The organism is Streptomyces sp. NPDC051662 (assembly GCF_040681655.1).
GTDB lineage: Bacteria > Actinomycetota > Actinomycetes > Streptomycetales > Streptomycetaceae > Streptomyces.
Window position 1 is genome coordinate 98,511 of record NZ_JBFAZD010000008.1, and the last position, 19,575, is coordinate 118,085.

Here is a 19,575-nt window from a genome sequence, read left to right on the forward strand (position 1 = left end):
AGGTCCAAGACATGGTCCGGCTGATCTCCATAGCCTCTGCCTATCGCGGGATCTACCCTGGCTCTTATGCAGTTCCAGCAGCTTCTCTACTTCGTGGCCGTTGCCGAGACCCGGCACTTCACCCGCGCCGCGGAACGCGTCCATGTCTCGCAGCCGTCCCTCTCCCAGCAGATCAGAGCCCTGGAGAAGGAGCTGGGAGCCGAGCTGTTCAGCCGCGCCCGCGGCAATGTCGCCCTCACGGACGCGGGCGAGGCCCTACTGCCGCTCGCCCGGCGCATCCTCGCCGACACCGAGACCGCGCGGGTGGAGGTACAGGAGCTGGTCCAGCTGCGGCGCGGCCGGGTCAGGCTGGGGGCACCGCCGAGCCTGTGCACCGGGCTGCTCCCCGATGTCCTGCGGGCCTTCCACGATCTGCACCCGGGATCGAGCTGCTGATCGAGGAGAGCGGCTCGCACGATCTCGTACGGGAGCTGGCGCGCGGTGCGCTGGATCTCGCCCTGGTGGTGATGCCCCTGCCGGCCGCGTCGCCCGCGCTGACCACGGTCGAGCTGCTGCACGAGGATCTGGTCGTGGTGTCGTCGGCCACCGCCCCGGCCCCGCGGCGGCCGGTCAGGATCGCCGATCTGGAGGGCGAACCACTGGTGATGTTCCGGCACGGCTACGACCTGCGCGAGCTGACCGTGGCCGCCTGCCGGGCCGAGGGGTTCGAGCCGTCGTTCACCGTGGAGGGCGGTGAGATGGACGCCGTCCTCGGTTTCGTACGGGCCGGTCTGGGCGTGGCGGTCGTCCCGAGCATGGTGGCCGCGCGGGCCCGCGATCTGCGGGGTCACCGCGCTGGCCAGGCCGGGGCTGCGCCGTACGATCGCCCTCGCCCACCGCAGCGATGTCGCCCCGCCGCGCGCCGCCCGGGAACTGCAGAGGGTGCTGCTCTCCACTCGGACCGCGGCCCCGGGCGAGACCAGGACCGCGGGCGCGCCCGGCCGGGGCACGTCGGACAGACCCCGCTAGACGGCGTCCGCGAGCGCCAGTGTGTGCAGTTGCTCGGGCGGCCCCGGTCTGGCGTAGTACCAGCCCTGGGCGGTGTCACAGCCGAGCCGGCGCAGATGCTCCGCCTGCGCCCCGGTCTCCACACCCTCCACCGTCACGGCCAGCTCCAGGCTGTGCGCGAGCGCGACGATCCCCTCGACGATCTTCAGATCGACCGGGTCCGCCGGGTGCTGCTGCATGCCCTGGGTGAAGGAACGGTCCAGTTTGAGGACGCTCACCGGCAGCCTGCGCAGATTGGCCAGGTTCGAGTAGCCGGTGCCGAAGTCGTCGAGCGCGATGTCCACACCCATCTCGGCGAGCTGGCGCAGCGGCTTGAGCAGATCCTCGTCCGCGCCGATCAGCGCGGACTCGGTGACCTCCAGGCACAGCGCGCCCGGCGGGAGACCGATGCGCTCAAGCACCTCCACCGTGTCGGCGACGAGCCCGGGGTGGTGCAGCTGGGTCGGCGAGAGATTCACATTGATCCGCAGCGGTCCGCCGAGCGCGCCCTCGGGCAGCTGGCGCTGCCAGAACATGGCCTGCCGCACGGACTGTTCCAGCACCCAGCGGCCGAGCGGCACGATCAGTCCGGTGTGCTCGGCGAGCGGGATGAACCGGTCGGGTCCCAGCACGCCGTGCTGCGGATGGGACCAGCGCACCAGCGCCTCCGCGCCGTGCACCGTGCCGTCGTCCAGATGCACCAGCGGCTGGTACTCGATGAAGAACTCACCGCGCTCCAGGGCCGCGGGCAGCGCCGTGGTCAGTCCGTGCCGGGTGATGGCGCGGGCGTCGGCCTCCGGGTCGGCCACCTCGTAGCGATTGCCGCCCGCGGCCTTGGCCCGGTACATGGTGATGTCCGCGCTGCGCAGCACCTCCGCGGGGCTCCGTCCGGCGGAGGGCCCCTCGACGATGCCGATACTGCCCCGGACCGTGAACTCCCGTCCGTCGAGCCGGATCGGAGTGGCCAGCACATGGAGGATCCGGGAGGCGAGATCGGCCACGCCCTGCTGGGTGTCCGGCCCGGTGGTCAGCGCCACGAACTCGTCGCCGCCCAGCCTGGCCACCATCTCGCCCGGCGCGGCGACACAGCTCTGGAGCCGGTCCGCGACCTCGACCAGCAGCCGGTCGCCCGACGAGTGGCCCAGGCTGTCATTGATCGCCTTGAAGCCGTCGAGATCGAGATAGCAGAGGCCGAAGCGCGCGCCGCCGCCCGCCGAGAGCGTCTTCTCCAGACGCTCGAAGAACAGCGTCCGGTTGGGCAGTCCGGTCAGCGCGTCGTGCGTGGCCTCGTACCGCAGCCGCAGATTGAGCAGCCGCCGCTCGGTGGTGTCCTCCATCAGCGCCAGCTGATACTGCGGAACCCCCTCGGCGTCCCGGAGCAGCGAGAGGGTCAGATTGGTCCAGAGCACCGTGCCGTCGTTGCGGTAGAACGGCTTCTCGACCCGGAAGTGCTCGCGCTCGCCGCGTACCAACTCGTCGTAGAGGCGCCAGACATGGGGCGCGTCCTCGGGGTGGACCCACTCGCTCACATTGCGGCTGCGGACATGGTGTTCGAGTCCGCCGAACATCTGGGTGAGGGTGTCATTGACCTCCAGCACATTGCCATCGAGATCGGCGATGCCGATGCCGATGGCCGCGCCCTCGAACACCGCGTGGAAGCGTGCCTGCGTGGCGTGCAGCGCGTCCTGGGCGTCATTGCGCGCGGCGAGCGCCGAACGCGCGATGGCCTCCTGCTCGCTCAGGGTGCGCTCACGCAGCGCCTGGGCGAAGCCGGCGGCGAGGGAGTGCTGGAGCCGGGCGCAGCGGGCGCGGTTGTCCTCCCCGGTCAGCTCCTCCGTACCGCAGTACAGCACCAGATAGGAGTCGACGACGCCGAGCGTACGGCCGAGGGCCTCGGGGTCGGTGCAGTGCGCCGCCACGAGGGCGGCACCGACGCGCGTGGCGGGCGCGGTGTCGAAGGGGTGCGCGTGCAGCGCCTCCTGCAACTCCCGTGCCAGCGGCAGCAGATGCGTCTCGAATTCGGGGCGCGTCAGAGACGTGGCTGTCGCCGGGAAGACCGCACGGCTCCAGATCGTCGCGAAGCGCCTGAGTCTGTCTTCCAAGCCGTCCGGTTCGCTCTCGGCGGCTGTCGACTGCGGAGGGATCGTCACGCTTTGCGTCCCACTCCGCCGAACCCCGAGAAGGCGTACGGGTCTTCCTGGTCGGCGGGGCTGTCGGGCCGCCAGTGCGGCATGGACACCAGACCGGGCTCGACCATCTCGAAGCCGTCGAAGAACCGGGCCGTCTGCTCGCGCGTGCGCATGACCAGGGGGTTACGGATGTCCTTGTAGACGGCGACCGCCGCGCCCGTCTGCTCCTGCGGGAGCGGCACACCGTCGTAGGAGGCGTGGGTGAGGACGAGCAGACTGCCGGGCGCGAGCACGTCGCGCAGTTCGGCCACCGCGCCGTACGGGTCGTCCGCGTCCTCCAGGAAATGCAGGACGAAGACGAGCAGCAGTGCCACGGGCCGCTCCAGATCCAACAGCCCGCGCGCCTCGGGGCTCTTGAGGATCTGGCCGGGCTCGCGGAGGTCCGCGCTCACGATGGCAGCGTTGTCGTTGCCGTCGAGAACGGCCTGGCTGTGGGCGACGGCGACCGGATCGTGATCGACATAGAGCACCCGGGCGTCGGGGTCACCGGCCTGGGCGACCTCATGAACATTTCCGTAGGTCGGAATACCGGATCCGATGTCGAGGAACTGTGTGACGCCCTCGTCCAACGCGAATTTCACCGCGCGACGCATGAACGCGCGGTTCGTCTTCATGATCGTCGGAAGCCCCGGCATGAACCCCATTGCCTTGCGTGCCGCTTCCCTGTCCACCTCGAAATTGTGCGAACCGCCCAGATAGTAGTCGTAAATGCGGGAAACGCTCGGCATCGATATGTCGATGCCCTGCGGTGCCCAGGCGGGACGCTCCATCGATGTCTCCAACAAGTCGCCACGGGATGCGGCCAAGGTACACGGCCGGTTGTTCGAGCCGAGGCTACTGATCGCCCGCCAAGAGAGCGAGCCCAAACGGAAATTAGCGATCCGTTCTTGGTCACACGCCGCTGGCACGTGCGACCGGTCCGCCGCCGCACCGAGCGGTGCGGCGGCGGACCGATGGGCGTCTGACGCGCGGGGTGGAGACTACTTGGGCGCTCCGACCAGCTTGGAATCCGGGGAAACCGCGAACCAGGTGCCACCAACGCCCTGACCATTGGTATCTCCCGGCTTTGTGTCGCCGGCGAAGGTGTAGATCGGCCAGCAGTCGATGCTCTGCTGCTTGATTCCGTCGGGTCGGTCGAAGGTCACGAAGCCCTTCTTGATGATCCCCTCGGTGTCATTCTTCTCGACGGGAGCGACGACCGGCCACTTCTCCAGACAGGCCCCGGTGCAGGCCGACTTCATCGGCCAGGCGGAGTCCTTCGTGAACCGATAGACCGTCATTCCCTTCGAATCCACCACAATGTCACCGAGCTTGGGGTCCTTGCGCACCGAAAGCCCGGGAAGATCGGCGGGGGTCGCGCCGGCGTCCGAGCCGGCACCGGCCACGGCCGCCTTCTTGCCGTCGGGGGCCGAGGCGAACCACGTACCGCCCACGCCCTGGCCGTTGGCGTCACCGGGGCTGGTGTCCTTGGCGTACCGGTACATCGGCCAGCCGGCGACGGTGAGCTGCTTGGTGCCGTCGGCGCGGGTGATCTCGCCGAGCAGTGTGGCGTCGGTGCCCGCGGCGGCCTTGGCGTCACCCGCGGCCACCACCGGCCAGGCCTTCACGCAGTCGCCCTCGCAGTTCGACTTGGGCGGGCTCGCGGTGTCCTTGTCGAAGCGGTAGAGCGTGAACCCCTCGCTGTCGGTGAGCACCTTGCCGAGCTTCTTGCTGTCCCACACGGCGAGTTGACCGGCCGGCTTGGCCGCCGCGGCGCCCGCCGTACCCGTATCGGATCCGTATCCGCTGTCCGCGCCGTATCCGGCGTCGGCCGGCTTGGCGGCGCCGACGGACTGGCCGTTGGTGTTGGTCCCTTGGTCCTGACCGCACGCCGTCGTCAGGGCCAGTACGGCCACCGCGGTCACCGCGAGCGAGGCGTTCCGCCAGGTGTTCATGTCAACTCCCGTTATCTGTAGGCCAGTTGAGGCGCCTGGGTGCGCTGCTCATGGTCCTAAGTACGCAGCGGGGGCGGCCTCGCGTTCAACGCGGCAGGAAAAAACTTCCGGAGCGCAAGACATCGACGTCACATCCCCCTATTCGGGGGAATTCGAGCGACTTCCCGCGTGCCGCGGCCATATGGGGAACAAAATCCTGCCCGTGTATGGATCACTCGTCGGACGGCTGCTCGCGGCCGCCGCACTCATATCCCTGTCGGCACTCCCGCTGCCCGCGCTGGCCGGCAGCTGCGCCTACGCGTCCCTCGGATCGGGTGGTCCCGGTGGCCCGGGAGGAGCCGTCGCCGTCGCGGGCAGCGGCCACTGCCGGCCGACTCCCACTCCGACCCCTCCCCCGCCGCCCGAGCCACCGCCGAAACCATCGAAACCGCCGAAGCCGCCGAAGCCGACCAAGCCACCCAAGCCGACCAAGCCACCCAAGCCACCCAAGCCGTCGAAACCGCCAAAACCACCGAAGCCGTCGCGGCCTCCCAAGCCCACACCGCCGCCGCCACCGACACCCCCGGCACCGCCGCCGCCCCGGCCGTCACCACCCGCGCCGCCGCCGGCCCCCAGCGTCGCACCGGCGCCACCCCCGCCGGTCGCCCGGACGCCCCTGAGGCAGCCCCGGCCCGCACCGCCGCCGCCCGCACCGCCGCCCGCACCGAAGCCACCGGCTCCGAGTCCCACGCGGCCTTCGCCCACCCCGTCGGCGGCTCCCACGCCGTCCGCGGTGGCACTGCCCGCCTATCGGAAGACGACCCGTGATCAGCCGAAGGGCGGCCCTTCTCCCGTTCTGCTGATGCTCCTGATCACGGCCCCGGCCGTGCTCGCCGTAGCCGTCCTGCGTCCCCGCTCCCGCTGATCCCCGGAGATCTCATGTCGGAATGGCTCGTTCTGAGCATCGCGATGGCCGCCGCCTGCGCGGTCGTCCTGACCATCGTCGTCATCAACAACCGCCGCGTCCGCGAGGACGACGACACCTCCGGGACCCCCGACGTCATGGACTACATGACGATGATGATCGGCGTGATCTACGCGATCGTGCTGGGTCTCGCGATCGCGGGCGTCTGGGAGGGCCGCAGCGCGGCGCAGGAGACCGTACGCCAGGAGGCCCAGGCGCTGCACGAGATCCAGCAGCGGGTCCAGGTCTACCCCGCGGAGGTACGCGACCGGATCCGCGCCGACGTGGCCGCCTATGTCACCTATGTCGTCCGCACCGAATGGCCGCACATGTCCGAGCACGAGGCGCTCAGCGCGAAGGGCACCCAGCTCTTCGACCGGATCCGCACGGACGTCACCCAGTACGCGCCCAGAACCGATCTGGAGGGACAGGCCTACCAGCCGCTGGTCGACCAGGTGGCCGCCGCCGATGACGCCCGGGGCGCGCGGGGGCAGAGCGCGGGCGCCACCATGCCGGGGGTCGTCTGGTTCGGTCTCATCATCGGCGCCGTGGTCACGGTGGGGCTGATCTTCGTCCTGCAGATCCGCCGTACCTTCCGGGAACTGCTGCTGGCCGGGCTGTTCAGTGTGCTGATCTCGTTCCTGCTCTTCCTCATCTGGGACTTCGACGCTCCCTACGGCCGCGGGATCAGCGCGACCGCGGCACCCTTCCTCGATCTGTTTCCGTGGATCGGGTCCTGAGCGAAGGCCGGATTCCGAGTGGAGTACGGGCGTCCGCCGCCCGGGGGACACCCGTGCCCCATTCGCCCGCCAGCGATCGCGGCTGTGATAACGCGCTCCTAGCGTTTCCGGCATCGAGGTGCATTCCCTGCCTTATGTGGAAACGGTTCCGCAGCTGCTCCTCGGGGACCCGGAGGATTCATGATGCGCGCGATACGTGCCGCGTCCGCCGCTCTGCTGGCAGTGTCCGCACTCGTACTGACCGCCCCCACCTCGACGGCCGCCGTCAACGGCGGAAACGCGCCGTTCGGATTCACCGTCACGCCCTCCACGGTCGCGGCGGGGGGCAGGGTGACCCTCTCCGTCACCAACTGCGGTACGACCGCCACCGCCTCCTCCGGGGTCTTCGACACGGTCAATATCCCCTCGGGCAAGTCGGCCACCGCCACGGTCGACTGGGACGCCAAGGCCGGCGCCACGTATCAGGTGACCTTCACCTGTAACGGCCAGTCGGGGACGACCAGTCTCCGGATCTCGGGAGCCACGCGGAACCCGACACCGGCCGCTACGGTCACCCGTACGACCGACGCCACGGTCGTGCCCTCGGGCGTGCGAGGAGGTCTCGGCGGCAGCATTGGCGGGATCAACACCACCGAACTTGTCGCCGGTGCGGCGCTGGTGGTCGCGGCGGCCACCGGAACGATCTATGTCGTACGCCGGCGGACGGCAAGCCGTCAGCACTGATTACCGGACAGCACCGATCACCGGCGGCCGGTCACCGGCCGCCCGAACACCGGACGCCCCCGGGCGTCCCCACCCATAGGAAAAGGCCCCCGCCCCGAGTCCTCGGTCAGGACTCGGGGCGACGGGCGTTCGGGGCCCCGCGGACCCCCGGTGGAGGCTGCCGGGAGAAGGGCACCCGGTCAGATTCCCGCACCGGCCGGCCGGCGACGGCGTGCGAGGAAGAGCGAACCGCCGACGGCCGCCGTGGCGACGAGCCCGCCGCCGACCGCCATCTCCGTGGAACTGGGACCGATGGAACCGCCGAGCCCGCCCAGCGCGCCCCGCCCCTCAAGCACCCGGAACTGGTGTGTGGCGACCCGGTCGTTGTCCGTGCATCTGACGGCCAGGTTGTAGTTGCCCGGCGTGGCGTCGTCATGAATCCTGGCCCTGGCCGAGGAGTGCCCCGACGCGTTCACGGACAGATCGACCCGCCGGAAGGCGTTCGAGGTGACGGTGCCTCCGTGGCCGCAGCCCCGGGCGCTGATCTCGATCGTGCTGCCCTGGTGGACCTCGAACGGATTGATGGTGACATTGGTCGGACCGTTGGTCGCGACGGCCAGCGGAGCGGAGAGCGCCACGGCCGCGCAGGCGGTGGCGGTCACCGCCAGAGCACGTGAAGCACGCATCGTTGAACCTCCAGCGGAAGGCGCCCCAAAGCGGTGCTCCGGGAAATTCGACGAGTACGCCCTCCATGACGAACCCTCACCGGGCTCTTCGGACACCGCATTTCGGCACTGGTCCACCCCGGTGAGCCGACACACCGCCAGGAGGACGTACGGCTGATGGATCCGCAGGTCACAGACCGTCAGAAATTTTATGTGCCGAATACTCGGATGGGTCAGCCCCGCTGGCCCCGCCACCCGTTCGCCTTTCAGTGATCGCCGCCACGGGGCGACGCACTTACCGTGCCTGCAGACGTCCACGAAGGGAGAACTATGCGCATGAACCACAGCGCCCGCGAGTCGAGGAAGCGCTCGCCCTGGGGCGTTCTGGCTCTCGTCATGCTCACCGGCATCGCGATGATGCGCAACGGGGTGGACGTACCGCTGGGACCGCCGCAGCCCGCGGCGGCCGCCGCGCTGGACAGCGTGCCCGATCCGGCGGTGGCCGCCGCCACCACCTCCCACTCCGCACCGATCGTGCGGCCTCTGCCGTACGCGCCGATGTCCCGGGTGAAGATCCCGATGCTCAGGGTCGACGCGCCGGTCGTGGATGTGGGGCTGGACCCGGACGGCTGGATCGCCGCCCCACCGCCGCGGGACCCGAATCTGGCGGGCTGGTACCAGAACGGCATCGCGCCCGGCCAGCGAGGCACCGCGGTGGTCGTCGGCCATGTCGACAACAGGTCGGGGCCCGCCGTCTTCTTCGGTCTCGGCTCGATGGAGAAGGGCGCGCATATCGAGGTGGAGCGCTTCGACGGCAGGACCGCCGTGTTCGAGGTCTACGGGGTGGAGGTCTATTCGAAGAACGACTTCCCGGCGGCCCGGGTTTACGGCGACTCCGGCCATCCCGAGCTACGGGTGATCACCTGCGGCGGCGGCTACTCGAAGAGGAACGGCTACGACGGCAATGTCGTCGTCTTCGCCCGGCTGGTCAGGACCCACTGACCAGCCGGGGGGGGCGACCGGGGACGGTCTCATCGGTGGGGCACGGCGATGCGGTACCCGTCGTCCAGCAACTGGGGCAGATAGCGGCGCAGCGCCGCCACGCTCTGCGAGCGGTCGCCGCCCGCGTCGTGGTTGAGGACGACGACCCCCGGCCCGGCACCGTCCAGCACTCTGCGGACGATGCTGTCGGTGCCGGGCATCTCCCAGTCGAGCGAGTCGACGGTCCAGGCGAGCGGCTCCATGCCCATCTCGGACCCGATCTCGAAGGCGTACCGGTTCCAGGCGCCGTAGGGCGCGCGGTACCACAGGGGTGGGGTGCCGAGGATGTCCTCGACCACGTCGCTCGTGCGTCCCATCTCGTCACGGATCTGCGAGGGTCTGAGCGCGGTCATCAGCGGATGCGACCAGGTGTGGTTGCAGATGATGTGGCCGTCGTCGTCGGCCTCCCGCAGCAGATCACGATGGGCGTCGGCCATCTCGCCACAGACGAAGAACATCGCGCGTACGTCGTGTTCGCGCAGTGTGCGCAGGATGCCGGGGGTGTAGTCGGGGTGGGGCCCGTCGTCAAAGGTGAGGACCATCGTTCGGCCCAGTTCGGGCATCTCCAGGATCGGTACCTTGCGTACCGGCGGCGCGGGCCTGCGGTAGCCGGACTGTGCGCCCTCCGTCATCGGCTGGAGCCGGTACGTGGAGGGTTTGCGAGGGGCGCCCGCCCCGCTGACCGGCTGTCCTCCCCCGGACGGCGGCGGCGGGGTGGGGCTGCCTGGTGTCTGGGCCTGCCCCGCGGTCAGCAGCCGGGTGGTGAGCGCGGCGCCGAGGCAGGCGGCGATCCGCAGGACCGCACGGCGCCCCGGAATCATCTGATCCTTTTTCATGACCAATGGCTCGCACGGTGGATGCTCCGTGCCGCTCACCAACACCGGTTATCCGGGGGAAAGTACCCGATGGGGTGAGCCATGAAGGGAACGCGGCGCCGGTACTCCGGCGCGGGAAGCAGTGTCTCACGAATGGCCGGAGGTCCTGGAGTCACGGGTGGGGCGTGACCCTGCGGTCAGCGCGCCGGGGAGACCGCCGCAGGTCCGTTCGCCGGGAGCGGATACCCTGCGTGCCGTGACTCAGCAGCCCACTCAATTCGAACGTGGTACCGACGGCCCGAAGGTGATCGTCGTCGGCGTGGACGGTTCACAGTCCTCATTCCGCGCCGCCGCGTACGCCGGCGGACTCGCCCGGCGGCAGAACGCCCTGCTCGCCATCGTCTATGTGCAGCCCGTCATGCCTGCCGGCGCCGCCCTCGGCGCCCCGGTCGCGGAGACGACCGGGGAGATCGCCGAGGGGCTGGTGGAGGAGATCCGGGTGGCCATAGAGCGGGTCAGGGACGTCTGGGACGTCCGCTGGGAGTTCCACACCTTCCACGGGGATCCGTACAGCGGACTGGTGACGGCGGCCGACGAGCTGAAGGCGGACGCCGTGGTGGTGGGCGCCTCGGAGTCGGCGGGGCACCGGATCATCGGTTCGGTGGCGGTACGGCTGGTCAAGGCGGGCCGCTGGCCGGTGACGGTCGTCCCGTAGCCCCTGGCCGTACGGCCCCCCGCCGGGCGCTCCTGCCCCGGCGTCCCCGCGACGCGCTCCCGACGCCCTCTCAGCGGCCCGCGGTGAGGCCGTCCGCCGCCGCGCCGCGGCTCAGGACCGCCTCGCTGATCTCCGACTGGATCTCGCGGTAGTCGTCCCGCTCGGAATCGCGCCGTACGGCCTCCGGCAGATTCACCACGCGTCCGGTGTCGAGGTCCCACATCTGCGGGATGAACTCGGCCTTCTTCACCGGCCAGCGCTCCCCCGGCGCGGCGGGCGGCGCGAAGGTGAACCGGCCGATCGAGCCATGGTTGCCGCGCCCGTCCAGCTCGCCGTCGTCGTTGGTCATCGTCCCGGCGATCTGGTCGCCCATCCCATAGATGACCCAGGTGCCGTTGACCTTCTCGTACGGCTGCGGGACATGCGCGTGGGTACCGAGGATCAGATCGATGTCGGGACGGCCGTTCGTGCGCGAGGCGGTGAGCTTCTTGCCCATGCTCAACTGCTCCTCGTCGGGTTCCATCTGCCATTCGGTGCCCCAGTGCAGGCTGATCACCACGACATCGGCGCCCGCCTTACGCGCGGCGCGGGCATCGGCGATGATCTTCCGCTCGTCGATGAGGCGGACGGCCCAGGGCTGTCCGTCGGGAAGCGGATAGTCGTTGGTGCCGAAGGTGTAGGCCAGTTGGGCCACCTTGGCACCGCCCGCCGTCAGCAGGGCGGGGCGCGCGGCCTCGGCCGCCGAGCGTGCCGTACCGGCGTGCCGGACGCCCGCCTTGTCGAAGGCGTCGAGGGTACGGCGTACCCCGTCGGCTCCGTCGTCCAGGCTGTGGTTCGAGGCGGTGGAGCAGGAGTCGTAGCCGGTGGTCCGCAGACCGGCGGGGATCTCGGGCGGGGACACGAAGGCCGGATAGCCGCTGTACGAGCCGTCCTCCTCGCCGAATACGGTCTCCATGTGGCAGATCGCCACATCGGCGCCGGAGACCACCGGCTTCACACTGTCGAGCATCGGCCCGAAGTCATAGCCCTCGCCGTCCGCGTCGGCGCTCGCCCGGTCGATGACGGAATCGTGCGGCAGCACGTCACCCGAGGCGACGAGAGTGAATCCGCGCTGCTGCGCTGGGGCGCCGCCCGCGGCCGAGGGTGCCGCGGAGCCCGCCCGCGGCGGGCCGTGCGGGATCTGGTCGGCGGGGCGCTCGGGAGCGGCGCAGGCCGCCGCCGTACCGATGAGCAGCGCCGCAGCGGCCACCACTCCCTGTCGCATGCGCTTGGTCATCGGGCAGGCTCCAATTCCGGGGGATACCGTCCCAACGAATCCATATATTCATATAATTGGATGTCAAGCAACCAAGCCGACAGTGCTCACGAAAGGGACCAAACGCCACCGGCCGACCGTTCACCGCACCACTCGCCGCAGTGAGCGACCGCTCGTCGCAGACCTCGGTGCGCTGTCTGTCCCTCGGCGCCGGTATGCGTTCGGATACGCCACGCGGCAACGGAGCCGCGTACGACGGCGACCCCGGCGGGAAGGGCGTTCACGATGACCACATCCATGGCCGAGGAGAGGACCGACGAGCGGGCGCTGACGGAGCTTCAGCGCGAACACGGACCGGCCCTGCTGAACTTTCTGCTCGGCCTGACCTACGGCGACCGGCAGCGCGCCGAGGATCTGCTCCAGGAGACGCTGGTCCGCGCCTGGCAGCATCCCGAGGCGTTCGACGGCCCCTTCGACTCCATGCGGCCCTGGCTGTTCACCGTGGGCCGCCGGCTGGCGATCGACGCCCGCAGATCCCGGCTGGCCCGGCCGACGGAGGTCAGCGACGGGATTCTCGCCGCCACGGCGGACCCCGAGGACCGCACCGAATCCACCGTCGCGGTGCTCGATGTACGGAAAGCGGTGCGGACGCTGAGCCGTGAGCACCGCGAGGTGCTGACCCAGATCTACTTCCGCGGCCTGAGCGTGAACGAGGCGGCGCGGGTGCTCGGGATACCGCCCGGCACGGTCAAGTCCCGCTCGTACTACGCACTGCGGGCGCTGGCCCGTTCACTGCCCGGCTACAGCGCGGCCGGCTACCGCAGGTCGTCCTCGTCCAGGAGCGCCAGCAACGACGGCGCGTCGGCCACCTCCAGATAGGCCGCACCGCACGGGCCGCACTCCACCAGATGGTCCGCGACGCGCCGGTCCTCCTCGGGCGCGAGCGCTTCGAGCACATAGGCACCAAGGAGCGACCGCACATGCGGGCCGGAATCGTCCGCTCCATCGTCGGACGCGTCACCGTCGGCCACACCCGTCACAATCCTCTCCTGTCCGCCGACCGATCCTGCCTTTCTGGCCACGCGGGGCGGCCACCGCCGGTTCAATGCTCCGTGAAGCAGGCTTCGGGGGAGGAAAGGAAGGCGGAAAAGCGATGCGTCCGGAATGTACCGAAGGGTCGGGTGGTGGGGGCCTCCTGGTGCCCATGGCTTGGATGTACGCGGAGTACATCGCCGACGAGCTGTTGCGCACCGGTGATCTGATGCCGCCGACCACGCTCGAATACCGGGCGGGGCGGGGCGCGCTGGCCCTGACGATCTTCCTCTCCGACAGCTCGGTGGGCGGTCCGCGTGTGGTGGCCAGGATGGAGGAGTGGCGCTCGCTCACGGCGTACGGGACCTGCTGGCGGGAGTGGGTCTGCGGGCGGCTCGACCGGCTGGAGGCGGCGGCGTTCGAGTCCGGCCCGGAGACCAGGGATCCGGATCTGGAGCTGGCGGGCGCGGCGTGGCGGTGGCTGGAGGAGACGGAGCTGCTGGCGCCGGATCTCGATGCCATGGGCCCGGCGTACGGAGATCCGTTCCCGGCCGACGAGGCGGAGGGTCCCCAGGTCTGGACGCCGGCCTGGCAGCTCGGGCTGCCGCTGGGCCATCTGGCGATCCATCTGTTCTGACCGGCTGGTTCTGACCGGCTGTTCTGACCGGCGGTGCACGCGGGCGCGGCGCTCAGGTGCCGTGCACACCCGCGCGGTACTTGGGAATCCGTACCGTGATCTTCGTACCCGCACCCACGCCCGTCTCGATGACCAGGCCGTACTCGTCCCCGTAGACCTGGCGCAGCCGTTCGTCCACATTGAGCAGTCCGATCCCCGTGGACGCGCCGCCCTCGCCGCGCAGAATCCGGCGCAGCCGGTCCGGCTCCATACCCACCCCGTCGTCCTCGATCACCACCTCGGCCTCGGCGCCCGCGTCGAGCGCGCTGATGGTGATCCGGCTGGTGGTGACCGCCCCTTCGAGGCCGTGCTTGACGGCGTTCTCGACCAGCGGCTGAAGGCAGAGGAACGGCATCGCCACCGGCAGGACCTCCGGAGCGACCTGGAGCGTGACCGAGAGCCGCTCGCCGAACCGGGCCCGTACGAGCGCCAGATACTGGTCGATGGAGTGCAGTTCATCGGCGAGGGTGGTGAAGTCGCCATGGCTGCGGAACGAGTAGCGAGTGAAGTCGGCGAACTCCAGCAGCAGTTCCCTGGCGCGCCCCGGGTCCGTCCGGACGAACGAGGCGATGGCGGCGAGGGAGTTGAAGATGAAGTGCGGGGAGATCTGGGCCCGCAGCGCCTTGATCTCGGCCTCGATCAGCCGGGTGCGGGAGCGGTCCAGCTCGGCCAGTTCCAGCTGTACGGAGACCCAGCGGGCCACCTCGCCGGCCGCCCTGGCGAGGACCGCCGACTCGCGCGGCGCGTAGGCGACCAGAGTGCCGAGGACCCGGTGGTCGACGGTCAGCGGCACGGCCACACCCCAGCGCAGCGGGCAATCGAGATCGCCGCAGCCGCCCGCGAAGGCGGTGCCGCGTCCGCTCCCGAGCACCCCCTCGACCTGGGCCATCACCTGCTTGCCGTGGTGTTCGCCCACCCCGTCCCAGGCGAGGACCCGCTCGCGGTCGGTGAGACAGAGCGCGTCGGTGCCGAGCAGGGAGCGCAGCCGGCGGGCCGCCTTGCGGGCGCTCTCCTCGGTGAGACCGGCCCGAAGCGGGGGCGCGGCGAGCGAGGCCGTGTGCAGGGTCTCGAAGGTGGCGCGCTCCACGGGCGTGCCGACATCGCTGGTCCGCTCGGGGCGTGCGGTGCGCCGGCCGAGCACGAAGCCGCCCGCGAGGAGCAGCGGACCGAGCACGATCAGGACGGCGAGAGCGGCTCCGCTCATCCGGCGCCTCCGGATGTGCTGGTGTCACCGGCTCCGCCGCCCGTCGTCCTGGCGCTTCCGTTCGCACTCGTGTCGCGGCCACCGGGCATCAGAGCCTCCGGCAGATGGAAGCGGGTCATCACCGCGTTGGTGCCCGGTGGTATCCGGCCGCGCGTGGCCAGGGACACCAGGATCATCGCGAGGAAGCCGACGGGCACCGACCAGACAGCGGGCCAGGCGAGCAGCGCGTGCGGCCAGCCCGACCGTACGGTCCCGCTCACCGTGATCACCGTGGCGGCGAACGCCAGACCGCCGCCGAGCAGCAGTCCCGCGATCGCGCCGGGCGGGGTGAGCCGCCGCCACCAGATGCCGAGCACCAGCAGCGGGCAGAACGACGAGGCGGAGACCGCGAAGGCCATTCCCACCGAGTCGGCCACGGGCATCCCGCTGACCAGCAGTGACCCGCCGAGCGGTACGGCCATGGCGAGCGGGGTGGCCAGCCGGAAGTGGCGTACGCCGCGTGAGGGAAGGACATCCTGGGTGAGGACGCCCGCGACGGCCATGGTCAGCCCGGACGCGGTGGAGAGGAACGCGGCGAAGGCGCCGCCCGCGACCAGCGCGCCGAGCAGATCCCCGCCGAGCCCGCCGATCGCCCGCTCCGGCAGCAGCAGGACGGCGGCGTCGGCGTCCGTACCGTAGGGGAGTTCCGGGACATACAGCCTGCCCAGCGCGCCGTAGACGGGCGGCAGCAGATAGAACGCGCCGACCAGCGCCAGGACGATCACGGTGGTCCGACGGGCGGCCCGGCCGTTGGGGCTGGTGTAGAAGCGGACGACGACATGGGGCAGCCCCATCGTGCCGAGGAAGGTCGCCACGATCAGACCGTAGGTCGCGTACAGCGGATGGTCCGCGCGGCCGACGACGGCCGCCGTCAGATCGAGGCCGGCGCCCGGCCGTCCGTCGCCCTGCCAGGCCAGCAGCAGGAAGACCGCGGGCACCAGCAGCGCGGTGAGCTTGAGCCAGTACTGAAACGCCTGGACGAAGGTGATGCTGCGCATCCCGCCCGCCGCGACCGCCACCACCACGACCACGGCGACCAGCACCCCGCCGAACCAGTCGGGCGCGCCGGTGAGGATCTTCAACGTCAGCCCGGCGCCCTGGAGTTGGGGAACGAGATAGAGCCAGCCCGCGCCGACCACGAACACACTCACCAGCCGCCGCACCGCGCGCGATTCGAGCCGGCCCTCGGCGAAGTCCGGGAGGGTGTACGCGCCGGAGCGGCGCAGCGGGGCGGCGACGAAGAGCAGCAGGACGAGATAGCCGGCGGTGTAGCCGACCGGGTACCAGAGCATGTCGGGGCCGTGCAGCAGCACCAGTCCCGCGACACCGAGGAAGGAGGCGGCGGAGAGATACTCGCCGCTGATCGCCGCGGCGTTGAGCGCGGGCCGTACCGTGCGGGAGGCGACATAGAAGTCGGAGGTGGTACGGGATATCCGCAGCCCGAAGCCGCCGACGAGGACGGTCGCGAGAACGACGACCGTGACGGCGGTCACCGTATAGCTCTGGCTCACGGAACGGGCCGGCCCTTCACGAGCCGGGCGAAGTCGCGTTCGTTGCGCTCCGCGCGCCGTACGTACCACCAGGCGAGCAGGGTGAGCAGCGGATACGCGGCGAAGCCGAGCACCACCCAGACCGCCGTCGCGTCGCGCAGGGTGGCGAAGGCGAGCGGCAGCGTGCCAGCGACCAGCGCGAGGAGCGCGAACGCGGTGAGTCCGGCACGTAGTTGACCGCGCATCAGGGAGCGGACATAGGCGTCGCCGAGCGCGGTCTGCTCCTCGATCTCGGCCTGGGCGCGGTAGCGCGGGAGGGGACGTACACGACGGGGCTCACCGGTGACCACCTCGCGCCGGGGCGCCGGCTGCCGTGCCCCGGGCTCGCCCGTCATATCCGTCCCCCTGTCTCTCCGGCCCTCCGCCCTCCCGCCCCGGCCCGTGTCGGGCGCGGCGGAGTGCTCGGGCCCGGAGTGTACGCAGCCCGGTGATCCCGGGGGAAGTCCCTGGTCAGCGCCCGCCCTGCCGCATCAGCAGATCGCGCAGCGCGCGGGCGTGACGCCTGCTGACCGCCAGCTCGGCATCGCCGACGCGGACACTCATCGCGCCGGCGTCGAGCCGTAGCTCATCGATCCGGGCCAGGGCGACGAGATGGCGGCGGTGGATCCGTACGAAGCCGCGGGCCCGCCAGCGCTCCTCCAGCGTGGTGAGAGGGATACGGACCAGATGGCTGCCGGTGTCGGTGTGCAGCCGTGCGTAGTCGCCCTGGGCCTCGGCGTAGGCGATGTCGTCGACGGCGACGAAGCGCGTCACCCCGCCGAGTTCGACGGCTATCTGATCGGCGGCGGGGGCGGAGACCGGTGCCCGCTCCCCCACCAGTTCGGCGACCCTGCGTACCGCCTCGGCCAGCCGCTCCCTGCGGACCGGCTTGAGGACATAGTCGACGGCCTTGAGATCGAAGGCCTGGACGGCGAAGTCCTCATGGGCGGTGACGAAGACGATCAGCGGTGGCTCGGCGAAACCGGCCAGCAGCCGGGCGACATCGAGGCCGGTCAGCCCGGCCATATGGATGTCGAGGAAGACCACATCGACGGCGGCGGGGTCATCGGAACCGGCGTCGAGCGCCGCGCCGATCCGCCGCAGCGCCTCCGTCGCGCTGGTGGCGCCCTCCGCGCCACGGATCCGCGGGTCGGCCCTGAGCAGGTACAGCAGTTCCTCAAGGGCCGGTTCTTCGTCGTCCACAGCCAGTACACGCAGCATGACGCCGGAGTGTAGGCGGTGGCCCGCCCACAAGGACTCCCCCGGCTTGAGTCATTCCGTGTTCCGTTGCGTAACAGACAGCATGCGGACCTTGGACCTCCATCGTGATGCCGGCGCCTACGCACTGGGCGTGCTCGACGCCCCGGACGCCTTCCGGTTCGAGGACCATCTGATGGACTGTCCGCGCTGCTCGGAGCTGCTGGCCGAATTCGGCGGGGTGAGGGAGCAGTTGGACGCCTACGCGCGGCGTACCCCCGCCGAGATGGCGCCGTTCACGGCCGCGCGTCCGGAGCTGCTTGCCGGGCTGCTCGGCCGTACCGCCGCGGTGCGGCGCCGGGGCCGCGGCCGGCGGCTCGCGCTGGTGGCCGCGGCGGTGGTGCTCGCGGTGGGCGGTCCGCTCGCCGTCCTCGCCGTGACGCCCTTGTCTCCCCCGGCTCCCCCGGCGGATCGCGGCACACCGGTGAGCCGGTGGACCGCATCGGACGGGTCGACGGGAACGGCGGCGGTGGTGACGGCGGCGGAGAAGGCGTGGGGGGCGGATATCGGTCTGGAACTGGTCCGGTCCGGCGACTTCGGCTCCTGTGCCCTGATCGCGGTGGGCCGGGACGGGTCGCGGGAGACCGTGACGTCCTGGGCGGCGCGCGCGGGCGGCTCCGTGCCGCTGGTCACCCGGGGTGGTGCGGCGCTGCGGCCCGGCGAGATCGACCACTTCGAGGTCCGGGCCTCGGACGGCCGCCGGGTGATGACGATCGGCGGGCGATGACGGCCGGCCGCTGAGCGCGCGGCGCGGTCCGGCTCAGAAGAAGCTCAGCAGACGCTCGGAAGGCCGCTCGGGTGGCCGCTCGCTTGAGGAGCAGCTCACTTGAGGAGCCGCGACAGTCTGCGGTCGGCGAGCGGCTTGCCGCCCGTCTGGCAGGTCGGGCAGTACTGGAGCGAGGAGTCGCTGAAGGAGACCTGGCGGATGGTGTCGCCGCAGACGGGACAGGATTCACCGGTACGGCCGTGTACCCGCAAACCGCTCTTCTTCTCCGCCTTGAGCCGTCCCGCCGCCACCCCGCGCGAGCGTTCGACGGCCTCGCGCAACGTGCCCCGCAGCGCCTCGTAGAGCGTGCTGATCTCGTCCTCGGAGAGGTTCTTCACCGGCTTGAACGGCGACATCTTCGCCGCGTGCAGAATCTCGTCGCTGTAGGCGTTGCCGATACCCGCGATCAGGCGCTGGTCGCGCAGCGCGCCCTTGATCTGCCGGTTCTCACCCGCGAGCAGCCGGGCGAACGCGGCGCGGTCGAAGGAGTCGTCGAGCGGATCGGGGCCGAGCCGCGCGATCCCGGGGACGTCCGCGGGATCGCGTACGAGATGTACGGCGAGGCGCTTGGTGGTGCCCGCCTCGGTCAGATCGAATCCGTCGCCCTCACCGAGGACGACGCGCAGCGCGAGCGGCCCCTTGCCCGGTCGAGGGGGCGTCGCCGGGAACGAGTCCTTCCAGCGCAGCCAGCCCGCGCGGGCGAGGTGGAGGGCGAGATGCAGTTCGCCGTCCCCGGCATCACGCGCGACGATGTCCAGATACTTGCCGTGGCGGGCGATGGCGGTGACCGTGGCGCCCTCCAGTGCGGAGAGAGGCGGATCGTATGTTTTGAGCACATTGATGGTCAGTGGCAGAACACGGACGATCTCCTTGCCCACCAGCTGGCCGTCGAGGAACTCTCGCAGCGCTTCGACTTCGGGTACTTCCGGCATGGGTCCAGGGTGCCGCAGGGGCCGTGCGAACGCCCGGCGGGCAGGTCGGACGGTCCACGAGCGCCGCGGCGACGAATCCGTTCGCCGGATCGTTCATGGAAGAGCCCCGCCAAAG

The 19,575-nt window shown here is 70.6% G+C and carries 20 protein-coding genes and 1 pseudogene; 9 read left to right on the plus strand and 12 right to left on the minus strand.

The window, feature by feature from the left end:
• Positions 1-66 precede the first annotated feature (66 nt).
• Positions 67-1,008: pseudogene (locus tag AB0M67_RS15575) on the plus strand (LysR substrate-binding domain-containing protein).
• Here the strand turns inward: AB0M67_RS15575 and AB0M67_RS15580 are convergent.
• From AB0M67_RS15580 to AB0M67_RS15590, 3 genes are all read right to left on the minus strand, one after another.
• Complete coding sequence (locus AB0M67_RS15580; protein WP_365745888.1) at positions 1,005-3,176, minus strand: EAL domain-containing protein; 2,172 nt, start codon at positions 3,174-3,176, stop codon at positions 1,005-1,007. The pseudogene AB0M67_RS15575 and the gene AB0M67_RS15580 overlap by 4 nt on opposite strands.
• Positions 3,173-3,985: an SAM-dependent methyltransferase gene (locus AB0M67_RS15585; RefSeq protein WP_365745889.1), complete on the minus strand. Its 813-nt coding sequence runs from the start codon at positions 3,983-3,985 to the stop codon at positions 3,173-3,175. Before AB0M67_RS15585 ends, AB0M67_RS15580 begins: the two co-directional genes overlap by 4 nt.
• 210 nt (positions 3,986-4,195) lie before the next feature.
• Complete coding sequence (locus AB0M67_RS15590; RefSeq protein WP_365745890.1) at positions 4,196-5,149, minus strand: SCO0930 family lipoprotein; 954 nt, start codon at positions 5,147-5,149, stop codon at positions 4,196-4,198.
• Positions 5,150-5,921: 772 nt separating this feature from the next.
• On the opposite strand from AB0M67_RS15590, the gene AB0M67_RS15595 reads away from it, so the two are divergent.
• The 3 genes from AB0M67_RS15595 (at position 5,922) to AB0M67_RS15605 (ending at position 7,555) form a co-directional block, all read left to right on the plus strand.
• A complete protein-coding gene (locus AB0M67_RS15595; protein ID WP_365745891.1) occupies positions 5,922-6,053 on the plus strand; it encodes a hypothetical protein in 132 nt (43 codons plus the stop codon).
• A 14-nt stretch (positions 6,054-6,067) separates the two neighbouring features.
• Positions 6,068-6,832 carry a hypothetical protein gene (locus AB0M67_RS15600; RefSeq protein WP_365745892.1) on the plus strand — a complete coding sequence of 255 codons (765 nt, stop codon included), beginning with the start codon at positions 6,068-6,070 and terminating at the stop codon, positions 6,830-6,832.
• Between the two features lie 183 nt (positions 6,833-7,015).
• Positions 7,016-7,555, plus strand: coding sequence for a hypothetical protein (locus AB0M67_RS15605; protein ID WP_365746079.1), 540 nt, complete (start codon positions 7,016-7,018; stop codon positions 7,553-7,555).
• 179 nt (positions 7,556-7,734) lie between these two features.
• Here the strand turns inward: AB0M67_RS15605 and AB0M67_RS15610 are convergent, their stop codons facing one another.
• Positions 7,735-8,220 carry a hypothetical protein gene (locus AB0M67_RS15610; RefSeq protein ID WP_365745893.1) on the minus strand — a complete coding sequence of 162 codons (486 nt, stop codon included), beginning with the start codon at positions 8,218-8,220 and terminating at the stop codon, positions 7,735-7,737.
• Between the two features lie 309 nt (positions 8,221-8,529).
• Between AB0M67_RS15610 and AB0M67_RS15615 the strand changes: the two genes are divergently transcribed.
• On the plus strand, positions 8,530-9,201 hold the full coding sequence (locus tag AB0M67_RS15615) for a class F sortase (RefSeq protein ID WP_365745894.1): 672 nt from the start codon (positions 8,530-8,532) through the stop codon (positions 9,199-9,201).
• A gap of 29 nt (positions 9,202-9,230) precedes the next feature.
• Here the strand turns inward: AB0M67_RS15615 and AB0M67_RS15620 are convergent, their stop codons facing one another.
• Positions 9,231-10,076, minus strand: coding sequence for a polysaccharide deacetylase family protein (locus AB0M67_RS15620; RefSeq protein WP_365745895.1), 846 nt, complete (start codon positions 10,074-10,076; stop codon positions 9,231-9,233).
• A 235-nt stretch (positions 10,077-10,311) separates the two neighbouring features.
• On the opposite strand from AB0M67_RS15620, the gene AB0M67_RS15625 reads away from it, so the two are divergent.
• Entirely contained in the window at positions 10,312-10,770 is a 459-nt protein-coding gene (locus tag AB0M67_RS15625) for a universal stress protein (protein WP_030349349.1), read from the plus strand.
• 70 nt (positions 10,771-10,840) lie between these two features.
• On the opposite strand, the gene AB0M67_RS15630 is transcribed toward AB0M67_RS15625, so the two are convergent.
• Entirely contained in the window at positions 10,841-12,046 is a 1,206-nt protein-coding gene (locus AB0M67_RS15630; RefSeq protein WP_365745896.1) for a CapA family protein, read from the minus strand.
• A gap of 264 nt (positions 12,047-12,310) precedes the next feature.
• On the opposite strand from AB0M67_RS15630, the gene AB0M67_RS15635 reads away from it, so the two are divergent.
• Positions 12,311-12,904, plus strand: coding sequence for a sigma-70 family RNA polymerase sigma factor (locus AB0M67_RS15635; protein WP_365745897.1), 594 nt, complete (start codon positions 12,311-12,313; stop codon positions 12,902-12,904).
• On the opposite strand, the gene AB0M67_RS15640 is transcribed toward AB0M67_RS15635, so the two are convergent.
• Positions 12,841-13,065, minus strand: coding sequence for a zf-HC2 domain-containing protein (locus AB0M67_RS15640; protein ID WP_365745898.1), 225 nt, complete (start codon positions 13,063-13,065; stop codon positions 12,841-12,843). The two genes, AB0M67_RS15635 and AB0M67_RS15640, sit on opposite strands and share 64 nt — an antisense overlap.
• Positions 13,066-13,178: 113 nt before the next feature.
• Between AB0M67_RS15640 and AB0M67_RS15645 the strand changes: the two genes are divergently transcribed.
• On the plus strand, positions 13,179-13,694 hold the full coding sequence (locus AB0M67_RS15645; RefSeq protein ID WP_365745899.1) for a hypothetical protein: 516 nt from the start codon (positions 13,179-13,181) through the stop codon (positions 13,692-13,694).
• A 52-nt stretch (positions 13,695-13,746) separates the two neighbouring features.
• Here AB0M67_RS15645 and AB0M67_RS15650 read toward each other — a convergent pair whose 3' ends face one another.
• The 4 genes from AB0M67_RS15650 to AB0M67_RS15665 form a co-directional block, all read right to left on the minus strand.
• The gene (locus AB0M67_RS15650) at positions 13,747-14,937 is read right to left on the minus strand and encodes a histidine kinase (protein ID WP_365745900.1); all 1,191 of its coding nucleotides are present in this window, start codon (positions 14,935-14,937) and stop codon (positions 13,747-13,749) included.
• Entirely contained in the window at positions 14,934-16,487 is a 1,554-nt protein-coding gene (locus tag AB0M67_RS15655) for a cation acetate symporter (RefSeq protein ID WP_365745901.1), read from the minus strand. Before AB0M67_RS15655 ends, AB0M67_RS15650 begins: the two co-directional genes overlap by 4 nt.
• Complete coding sequence (locus AB0M67_RS15660; RefSeq protein ID WP_365745902.1) at positions 16,484-16,861, minus strand: hypothetical protein; 378 nt, start codon at positions 16,859-16,861, stop codon at positions 16,484-16,486. The genes AB0M67_RS15655 and AB0M67_RS15660 overlap by 4 nt, the downstream gene beginning before the upstream one ends.
• Before the next feature lie 115 nt (positions 16,862-16,976).
• Positions 16,977-17,726, minus strand: a complete 750-nt coding sequence (locus AB0M67_RS15665; protein ID WP_365745903.1) for a LytTR family DNA-binding domain-containing protein — start codon at positions 17,724-17,726, stop codon at positions 16,977-16,979.
• Positions 17,727-17,808: 82 nt separating this feature from the next.
• Here AB0M67_RS15665 and AB0M67_RS15670 point away from each other — a divergent pair, with 82 nt between their 5' ends.
• Positions 17,809-18,489 carry a zf-HC2 domain-containing protein gene (locus tag AB0M67_RS15670; RefSeq protein ID WP_365745904.1) on the plus strand — a complete coding sequence of 227 codons (681 nt, stop codon included), beginning with the start codon at positions 17,809-17,811 and terminating at the stop codon, positions 18,487-18,489.
• A gap of 95 nt (positions 18,490-18,584) precedes the next feature.
• Here the strand turns inward: AB0M67_RS15670 and AB0M67_RS15675 are convergent, their stop codons facing one another.
• Entirely contained in the window at positions 18,585-19,460 is an 876-nt protein-coding gene (locus AB0M67_RS15675) for a DNA-formamidopyrimidine glycosylase family protein (RefSeq protein ID WP_365745905.1), read from the minus strand.
• Between the last annotated feature and the right edge of the window lie 115 nt (positions 19,461-19,575).